The sequence below is a fragment of the Streptomyces sp. NPDC056480 genome (genome assembly GCF_042795405.1).
Classification (GTDB): domain Bacteria; phylum Actinomycetota; class Actinomycetes; order Streptomycetales; family Streptomycetaceae; genus Streptomyces.
Genome location: NZ_JBHTSA010000058.1, coordinates 42,296 through 50,676, shown reverse-complemented (window position 1 = coordinate 50,676; position 8,381 = coordinate 42,296). Strand labels below are relative to the sequence as shown.

General features: G+C 71.4%; 7 protein-coding genes and 3 tRNA genes. 5 read left to right on the top strand and 5 right to left on the bottom strand.

Going from position 1 to position 8,381, the window contains the following annotated elements:
- The 3 genes from ACFQ79_RS24145 to ACFQ79_RS24135 all read right to left on the bottom strand — a co-directional run.
- Window positions 1–1,142 (bottom strand): ABC transporter ATP-binding protein (locus ACFQ79_RS24145; protein ID WP_383586769.1); only part of this gene is annotated, 1,142 nt, incomplete at its 3' end.
- A gap of 135 nt (window positions 1,143–1,277) precedes the next feature.
- On the bottom strand, window positions 1,278–2,717 hold the full coding sequence (locus ACFQ79_RS24140; protein WP_383586767.1) for an FGGY family carbohydrate kinase: 1,440 nt from the start codon (window positions 2,715–2,717) through the stop codon (window positions 1,278–1,280).
- Window positions 2,718–2,747: 30 nt separating this feature from the next.
- On the bottom strand, window positions 2,748–3,059 hold the full coding sequence (locus ACFQ79_RS24135) for a YtxH domain-containing protein (RefSeq protein WP_383586766.1): 312 nt from the start codon (window positions 3,057–3,059) through the stop codon (window positions 2,748–2,750).
- 203 nt (window positions 3,060–3,262) lie between these two features.
- Here ACFQ79_RS24135 and ACFQ79_RS24130 point away from each other — a divergent pair.
- The 3 genes from ACFQ79_RS24130 to ACFQ79_RS24120 all read left to right on the top strand — a co-directional run bounded on the left by ACFQ79_RS24130 (window position 3,263) and on the right by ACFQ79_RS24120 (window position 3,656).
- Window positions 3,263–3,335: transfer RNA gene (locus tag ACFQ79_RS24130), tRNA-Asn, on the top strand.
- A gap of 5 nt (window positions 3,336–3,340) precedes the next feature.
- Window positions 3,341–3,413 (top strand) — tRNA-Asn (locus ACFQ79_RS24125).
- A gap of 166 nt (window positions 3,414–3,579) precedes the next feature.
- A tRNA-Ile gene (locus ACFQ79_RS24120) sits at window positions 3,580–3,656 on the top strand.
- Window positions 3,657–3,967: 311 nt separating this feature from the next.
- Here the strand turns inward: ACFQ79_RS24120 and ACFQ79_RS24115 are convergent.
- Window positions 3,968–6,154 carry an FG-GAP repeat domain-containing protein gene (locus ACFQ79_RS24115; protein WP_383586764.1) on the bottom strand — a complete coding sequence of 729 codons (2,187 nt, stop codon included), beginning with the start codon at window positions 6,152–6,154 and terminating at the stop codon, window positions 3,968–3,970.
- Window positions 6,155–6,442: 288 nt separating this feature from the next.
- The gene (locus tag ACFQ79_RS24110; RefSeq protein ID WP_383586762.1) at window positions 6,443–7,438 is read right to left on the bottom strand and encodes a LuxR C-terminal-related transcriptional regulator; all 996 of its coding nucleotides are present in this window, start codon (window positions 7,436–7,438) and stop codon (window positions 6,443–6,445) included.
- Window positions 7,439–7,623: 185 nt separating this feature from the next.
- Between ACFQ79_RS24110 and ACFQ79_RS24105 the strand changes: the two genes are divergently transcribed.
- Window positions 7,624–8,010, top strand: coding sequence for a hypothetical protein (locus ACFQ79_RS24105; RefSeq protein WP_383586760.1), 387 nt, complete (start codon window positions 7,624–7,626; stop codon window positions 8,008–8,010).
- Window positions 8,011–8,108: 98 nt separating this feature from the next.
- On the top strand, window positions 8,109–8,279 hold the full coding sequence (locus ACFQ79_RS24100; protein WP_383586758.1) for a hypothetical protein: 171 nt from the start codon (window positions 8,109–8,111) through the stop codon (window positions 8,277–8,279).
- Window positions 8,280–8,381: the final 102 nt, after the last annotated feature.

The following is an 8,381-nucleotide window of genomic DNA, read 5'->3' as shown; positions in this document are numbered from 1 at the left end:
ACGAGTCCGAGGAGGGTCGACTTGCCGCTGCCGGTGGAGCCGATGATCGCGGTCGTCTCGCCCGGCCGGGCTTCGAGCCCGACGTCCCTGAGGACGGACTCCTCCGCACCCGGGTACCGGAAGTCCGCACCACGGACCTCCAGATGACCCCGCCGGCCGAGCTCGGTCACCGGGTTCGCCGGCGGCACCACGCTGGACTCGGTCGCGAGGACCTCCTCGACGCGCTCGGCACAGACCTCGGCCCGCGGCACCATCATGAACATGAAGGTGGCCATCATGACCGCCATCACGATCTGCATCAGATAGGCGAGGAACGCGGTCAGCGCGCCGATCTGCATCCCGCCGCTGTCGATGCGGTGCGCACCGAACCAGACGACCGCCACGCTGGAGATGTTCACGACGGTCATGACCACCGGGAACATCAGGGCCATCAGCCGGCCGGTCGCCATCGAGACATCGGTCAGCTCCGCGTTGGCGCCGCGGAACCGCTCCTCCTCGTAGTCGTCCTTCACGAACGCCCGGATCACGCGGTTGCCGGTGATCTGCTCGCGCAGCACCCGGTTCACCGTGTCGAGACGCTCCTGCATCGTCCGGAAGAGCGGCCGCATCTTCCGCACGATTAGGGAGACCGAGACGGCGAGGATCGGCACCACGGCGAGCAGCACGGCCGAGAGCGGCACGTCCTGGCCGAGGGCCATCACGATGCCGCCGACGCACATGATGGGCGCCGAGACCATCAGGGTGAACGCCATCAGGACCAGCATCTGGATCTGCTGCACGTCATTGGTCGTACGGGTGATCAGCGAGGGTGCGCCGAACTGCCCCAGCTCCCGGGCGGAGAACGACTGCACCCGGTCGAAGACCGCGGCACGCACGTCCCGGCCCAGGGCGGACGCGGTGCGGGCACCGTAGAACACGGCTCCGATGTTGCAGACGACCTGGACGACGGAGACGCCGACCATCAGGGCGCCGAAACGCAGGATGTATCCGGTGTCCCCCTCGACGACACCGTTGTCGATGATGTCCGCGTTCAGTGTCGGCAGGTAGAGGCTCGCGCAGGTCTGCAGGAACTGCAGCAGCACGAGCAGGGCGATGGGTTTTCGATAGGGCCGGAGGTGGGTTCGGAGAAGTCTTATGAGCACGGCTCCACTATCGCCCGCACGCCCGGGGCGTTACGACTCCGTTTCGGGGTGCGGGGCGAGCCCTGGGAAAGACTTTACGAACGGGGATTCGGGCCCCGGGGGACGTGACGGACGGGGTGCGATCCCCCGGTGACGCTACGAACCGAAGGCGCCCGGGTGGAGCTGGTCCCGCGTCGCCACGTACTGCTGCCGCACCGCCCGTCCCGCGGCCAGGTCCTCGCCCGGCTCCAGGATCTGTGCTGCCGCGCCCTGCCAGGCCGGGGGAGTGGACGGCGACAGCGTGCCCCGCGCCACCCCGAGGGCCCAGGCGGCCTGCCGGGCCGCGCCGAGCGCCGCGTAGTCGGCGGGCTGGGGGACGACGACCTGCGCGCCGAACAGCGCGGGCGCGAGCGCCTGCACCGCCGGAAGCGCGGCCGCGGCGCCGAGCAGGAATACCCGGCGCACCTCGACACCGCGGCCGCGCAGCACGTCCATGGCGTCGGTGAGCGCGCAGAGCATGCCCTCGAACGACGCCCGCGCCAGGTGCTCGGGCTTCATCGACTCGCGCCGCAGTCCGCTGAGCGTGCCCGCGGTGTGCGGCAGGTTCGGGGTCCGCTCGCCCTCCAGATAGGGCAGCAGGACGAGCCCGGAGGCGCCGGGCGTCGACTTCAGGGCCAGCGCGGACAGCTCTTCGAGGGAGTCGACGCCCAGCATCTCGGCGGTGCCGCGCAGCGCGCGCACGGCGTTCGAGGTGTGGACGACGGGCAGGTGCATGCCGGTGGCGTCGGCGAAGGAGGTGATCATGCCGCTGGGGTCGGCGAGGGCCTCGTGGTGGACGGCCATCACGGAGCCGGAGGCGCCGAGCGAGACCACCGCGTCCCCGGGGCCGAGCCCCAGGCCCAGCGCGGCGGCCATCGTCTCGCCCGTGCCGGCGGAGATGAGGAGCCCCTCGGGCGTGGTGCCGGCCGCGTCGGCCGGGCCGAGGACCTCGGGCAGCACCGCCTGGTGGCCGAGGGCCAGCTCGACGAGGTCGGGGCGGTACGTGCCGGTGCGGGCCGACCAGTAGCCGGTGCCGGAGGCGGCGCCGCGATCGGTGGTGCGCCGGGCGGGCCGGCCGAGGAGCTGCCAGACCAGCCAGTCGTGCGGCTGGAGGACCATCGCGACCCGCCGGGCGTGCTCGGGCTCGGTACGGGCCAGCCAGCGCAGCTTGGCCACCGGCTGCCCGGCGCCGGGCACGGAGCCGACGGCCTCGGCCCAGGCCTGCCGGCCGCCGAGCGACTCGACGAGGTCGGCGGCGGCGATCTGGGCCCGCTTGTCGTTGCGGACGAGCGCGGGCCGCACCAGGCCGCCCTGCGCGTCGAGCGGTACGAGTCCGTGCTGCTGTGCGGACACGCCGATGGCCTGCACGCCCTCCAGGAGCCCGCCGGTGGCGGCCTCCCCGAGCGAGAGCAGCCAGGTCTGCGGGTCGACGTCGACGGCCTTGGGTTCGCCCGGGTGAGGGGCGTAACCCTGCCGCAGTACGGCACCCGTGTCCGTGTCACAGACGACGATGCGTGTGAACTCCGCTGAGCTGTCGAGTCCGGCGACTATCCCCATGACACTTGATTCTGCCGCACGCGGGGCGGTTCAGGTGTTGGTGGTGCCCCAGTCGTCGTCCTCGACCTTCCCGTTGGCCCCGCCGCGCCCGGACAGCGAGTGGAACCGGTCGGTCACCGAGGCCGGCAGCCTGTCGCCCACCTTGTCGCCCACGACGTGCGCGGCCTTGCCCGCGACCTGCCGTCCGGTCTGGGCGGCTGACTCGGCGGCGTTGCGCACGGCCGGGTTCTGCGCGAACTCCTTGGCGGACTTCTTCATCTGCTCGTAGCGCTCGCGTCCGGCCCGCGTGCCGACCACGTAACCGAGGGCGAGTCCTACGACGAACGTCAGCTTGTATCGCATGGCCACCACCTTCCCTGGAGAGGTTCCCTGATGCCTGCCCGACGCGTCTCCGACGTGTCGGGGATGCGTCGCCGGTGCCCGGGCGGTGCCCCCGGCGATACCGATTGGCGGAGCACCCCCCTGCTTGCGCTAATGTATGTGTCGCAGCGAGCAACCGCCCGCCCGGAGCATCCGGAGTGGGTACGTTCGGTGCAACGCAGCAATCCCCTGTAGCTCAATTGGCAGAGCAGCCGGCTGTTAACCGGCAGGTTACTGGTTCGAGTCCAGTCGGGGGAGCGCGATCCCCTGTAGCTCAATTGGCAGAGCATTCGGCTGTTAACCGGAGGGTTACTGGTTCGAGTCCAGTCGGGGGAGCGGAACGGAAAAGGACCCTTAGGGGTCCTTTTTCGCGTCTCGGGGAACCATGCGGAGCGCGGTGCGGTCTTCATGGTCGAGCAGAGCCGATCTTCCGGAGCAGGAGATCGTATGAGCGGCTATGCTGCGGCAGACGGCGCGCACACATGTACGCGCCTCACCGTTCGGGGCGGTAGCTCAGCCGGTTAGAGCAGCGGACTCATAATCCGTCGGCCGTGGGTTCGAGTCCCACCCGCCCCACCATAGAAAAACGTTCTGACCTGCGACAACGCCCCCGAAGGGGTGGTTCCGCGGGTGGCGGTCGCCTCGCATCGGTGCGGCGAAACGGATGTCACCGGCCTGCCTCGCCCCGTCCGTGCCGTGGTGACCCGCGGTGGTGGCCGGAGCGTCGAGGCGGAACCACATCGATGGTCCCATGGCGATCCTGCGGATCCCGCGTGTGACACGCCGCACATTCCGTCTCCGGCTCGTCGAGTCGTACGGCCGGGGCATCCGGCTCGGGGCGGAGGAGCCGGCGCCGGGACGGCCCGGGGGCCGTGCCGGCGCCGGGACGGTCAGCCCAGCAGGGTGTCGTCGTAGTCCCCGCCGCGGAGCTCCTGCGGACGGGTGTACGGCGCGGTCCAGTAGCCCGTGCCGAGGTAGAGCCTGGCGTCGCCGAGGCCGTTGATGCCGACGAGGTCGTCGACGCCGTTGCCGTTCGCGTCCGCCACCGAGGTGACGTCGGTGTAGGCGTTCCAGCCGCCGCCGATCTTCGTCCGGGCCGCGAAGGTGCCGTCTCCCCTGCCCAGGTAGAGCCAGAGGACACCGGACCGGTCGCGGGCGACGAGGTCGCCGGACGGGTCGCCGCCGATGTTCCCGGTCGCGGCGATGCGGTCATAGGCGTTCCAGCCGTGCCCGATCCTCGTGCGGGAGGCGAAGGGGGCCTTGGCGACACCGGTGCCCTTGTAGAGCCAGAGGGCGCCGGCCTTGTCGGTGGCGACGAGGTCGGGGCGCCCGTCGCGGTTCAGGTCGGAGCCGGCCGCGATCTGGTCGTAGACCTGCCAGCCGCCGCCGATCCGGCTGCGGCCGTCGTACCCGCCCTCGTTGTTGCCCTGGTAGAGCCAGAGGTCGCCCTTCTTGTCGCGGGCGACGAGGTCGGGCAGCGCCGAGCCGGCGATGTTCCGGGTGGTCTCGACGCGGTCGTAGATGGACCAGGCGTAGCCGATCTCGGTGCGGACGGTACCGAAGCCCGGCATCGCCGAGGAGTGGGTGAGGTCCAGGCGGTCGAGGTTGCCGTTGTTCCGGACGATCAGGTCCGGGGAGCCGTTGTCCGTCAGGTCGCTCGCGTTCGCCTTGCGAACGACGGTGAACGAGCCGGAGGCCGTGGCCGCCGGGCCGAGCCGGTCCTGCGGGGTGGCGGTCACCTGCCAGTCGTAGGCGCCGTTGAAGGCGCGCCCGCCGCCGTCGAGGGTGCCGTCCCAGGCGAAGCGGAGCAGGTTCTCGGCGACGTAGTCGTTGCTCGACGGGTGGATGACCGTGGTGCGCGCCGTGCCGGTGCGCTGGTGGCGGAGGGTGACGGTGACCTCGGCGTTGAGCCGGGACAGCGGCCAGTCGAGGTTCACGCCGGTGCGGTGCTTGTCGAGGTCGAGCACCGCCGGGATCTTCGAGGGGCCGATGGTGAGCTTCACCGGCTTGTCGTTGGAGGCGATCCGGGTCGCCTCCGGCCTGCCGTCGGCGCCGATGCGGATCCGGTAGAGGCCCTGGCCGTCGGCCAGGGTGCCGCCCTGGACGAGGAGCGAGCCGTCGGGCTCGTCGACGGCCTTCGTGACGGTGTCGAGGAGGCGGACCTCTTCGCCGGCCACGGTCCGGCCGCGGAGCGACTGGACCGGGGACGGCTCGTAGAAGGTCCGGGCGTCGGCGAAGAGCACCCAGTCGCCGAGGGCGCGGACCACCGGGCGGTAGGTGTTCCCGAGGTCGACGGAGGACCGGGCGCCGCTCTTCAGGTCCTCGATGACGAGGGGCGTGTGGTTGTTCGCCTGCCAGGCGCGGGTGGTCTCCGACTGGTCGCCGGCCCAGGCGTTGAGCGGGAACGAGGAGCGTTCGGCGCTGCTGACCGTGCTCGTCGCGAGGTCGAGCACGGCGTTGTACCGCACGCGGCCGACCTCGTAGCCGACGGCGACGGTGCCGCCCTTGACCGTACCGACAGCGACTCTCGTCGCGTCGGAAGGCAGGCCGGTCGCGAGGGTGGTCGCGTCGGGGCGGTACACGTGCAGCTTCTGGAATCCTGTGGTCCCGTCCGTGGAGAGGGACAGGAGGGTGGAGCCGACGGCACCCAGGACGGACTCCTGGTACAGCGCGGAGTTGGGGACGGTCCGGACGACCGCGCCCGTCGTCATGTCCCGGATCGTCGCGCTGACGCGGTCCTCGGAGACGACGCTGTCCGAGCCGTTGAGGTGCCGGACGGTGTAGTCGTTGGGTATCAGGGTCGCCGCACCGTCGGAGTAGCGGACCCAGCGGAAGTGGACGCCCTCGCGTCCCAGGTCCTCGCGGGTCAGGTAACCGCTCGTCCCCGTCCCCGCGAGGATGCCCCGCAGCGGCAGGAGCTGCCCGGTCGCGTCGGCGGCGGCCGGGGCGGAGACGGTGGTCGGGGCGGCGACGGCCGGCGGCGTCAGGGCGACGCCGGCGGTGACGGCGAGCACCGTTCCGGCCGCGACGGCGAGCGCGCGACGGGTCGGACGGGTCGGACGGAGGGGGAGGGGCATGGCGTGGTCCTCGTGGACGGGTCCGGTGAAAGGAGATGCGGGTGTGACGGAGGTTCCGTCACACCCGCGAGACCCACGAGGATGTCGAAAGGTTGTACGACCGAGCTGCCCGGGATGACGGCGACGGGACGAACGGGTCGCCCTTCGGGCGGATCGGGCGTGGCCGGGACCTGGCGACCAGATCGGCCTTGGCTCCGGAGTCGCCGCCGATCCTCGTACGAGGGCGAAGGCACCGCCGCTCGCTGGGGATTGGCCTGCACTCTTGCCCGTGACGCGGCCTTCCGGCCGCTACACGGACCTCGGCAGCCAGCCCCGCTGGACCGCGCGGGCGCCTGCCTCGAAGCGGCTGCGCGCGCCGAGCCGGTCCATGAGGTCGGTGGCGATCCGCCGGGACGTGCGGGAGGAGACGCCGAGACGCTTGGCTATGGCGTCGTCCGTGTGTCCGGCGGCAAGGAGCTGCAGAGCCGTGCTCTGCTGACCGGTGAGACCGTGCTCGTCCTGGGCGGAGCCGGACCCGAGGGGCCGGGCGGAGGCCCAGATGGTCTCGAAGAGCGCGCAGAGGGCCGTGACGATGCCGTCGCTCGTCAGACACACGGCGCCCATCGCCGTGTCATGGCTGGTGAGCGGGATGACCGCGGTCTTGCGGTCGACCACGATCATCCGGGTCGGCAGCGTCGGAGCGGTACGGACCTGGCCCCCGGCATCGGTCAGCCAGTCCGCGTACCCGAGCGTCGGTTCGTCGTTGCGGACGCTGTCGAGATAGACGGTCCGCATCCGCACGCCGCGGTCGAGGAGGTCCTGGTCCAGGGGGCGGGACGCCTCCATGGCCTCGGCGGTCTGGGCTCCGTCGGTGTTGAGGCCCAGTACCTCGTCACGTACGTCCCGGGTCAGGGCGGTGAGCCGGTCGCGGATCTGGTCCAGGCCCATGAGCTGCTCGACTCCCGGGCCACTGATCGTGGGCGTCAGGGCCGCGTAGTCGGCGATGAGGCGGGCGGCTGCGGCACGCGAGTCCTCCAGGCGCTGTTGCCGTGCGGCGAGCTCGGCCTGTTGGCGGGCCATCAGGACTTCCATGCCCAGAGCGGGGGGCACGGCTCGCATCCGGTCCCGGGACTCGTACGACGGGCGGACGAGCGTCAGTTCGCTGAGCGTGTCCAGGGCGCGACGGACCTCGGCCTCGGTGAGGTCCAGCAGCCCCGCGATGGCATGCACCCCGTGCCGGGGGTGGGCGAGCATGGTCCGGTACACGGCCTCCGCCGTGCCGTCCAGCCCGAGTTCGGTAAGCATCTCTGAACATCCCCCCCGGAACGCCTTCGATGTGGAATCGACGATCGCGAATCATGCCAGGTGAATATGCGCCATGGCCAGGCAGGAAGGCATCGCCTCCAGGCCCGGGGACGGTTTCGGCCGTGGCCCAAACCGTCCCTGCCGTGAACGGTCCGCTGGGGTACCGGATTTGGAACCCTGGGCGTATGTATCTGGTTCACGCCCACATGCGTTCTCCCGCAGGTGCCCACATTCCGGAGGGGATCGGCATATGGGTGGCGGACGCGGCCGATTCCGGTGATATCGAGCACGTCACCGTCCATGCCTCGACGCTCGCCCACCCCGTGCTCGGCGTGTTCGTGCTCGCCGACCGTCTGGAGGAGGCCGAGGAGGTGGTGGTGGCGGCCTGCCGCCGCATGCTGGCCACCCGGCCCGAGTTGCGGGGGTGGGAACTCGCCGAGGGGCACGTGCCCCTGCTCGCACCTCTCTATGACGCCGTAGGCGGCGACGGTCCGGCCCTGGACGAAACCGTCCAGGGCCGATTCCGTCCACGCGGAAGCCCTTCACCCGCGCCCGAACCGGGGGAAATCTAGTAGGTGCCGACCGGGAGACCGGTCGGGGCACCGGATTCGCCATCACCGCGGGATGCGATCCGGAGTCGTATCGCCCACTCGGAAGAAGGAACCACGTCATGCTGCGCACCCGCATCGCCGAGACCGCCGCGGTCGCCGTCCTCGCCCTCGGTGCCGTCCTCCTCGGCTCCGCCGTCGCCACCGCTCCGGCGGGCGCCGGGTCCGTCGTCGCCGAGGCGCCCGCGGTCGCCGCTCCGGCCGTCGGAACCCACAACATGACCTGGCAGTAGCCATGCCTCGCCCGGGAAGGGCGGCACACGATCCTCGCGCGGGGGCCGCCGGGGCGGCGTGACACCTCCGCCGCACCCCGGGCCCTCGCTCGCCCGCGCGCT

What these genes read in the sequence shown, in the direction of transcription:
- ACFQ79_RS24115 (WP_383586764.1), bottom strand. Translation starts at nt 6,154, where the DNA reads ATGCCCCTCCCCCTCCGTCCGACCCGTCCGACCCGTCGCGCGCTCGCC.
- ACFQ79_RS24105 (WP_383586760.1), top strand. Translation starts at nt 7,624, where the DNA reads ATGTATCTGGTTCACGCCCACATGCGTTCTCCCGCAGGTGCCCACATT.
- ACFQ79_RS24135 (WP_383586766.1), bottom strand. Translation starts at nt 3,059, where the DNA reads ATGCGATACAAGCTGACGTTCGTCGTAGGACTCGCCCTCGGTTACGTG.
- ACFQ79_RS24100 (WP_383586758.1), top strand. Translation starts at nt 8,109, where the DNA reads ATGCTGCGCACCCGCATCGCCGAGACCGCCGCGGTCGCCGTCCTCGCC.
- ACFQ79_RS24140 (WP_383586767.1), bottom strand. Translation starts at nt 2,717, where the DNA reads ATGGGGATAGTCGCCGGACTCGACAGCTCAGCGGAGTTCACACGCATC.
- ACFQ79_RS24110 (WP_383586762.1), bottom strand. Translation starts at nt 7,438, where the DNA reads ATGCTTACCGAACTCGGGCTGGACGGCACGGCGGAGGCCGTGTACCGG.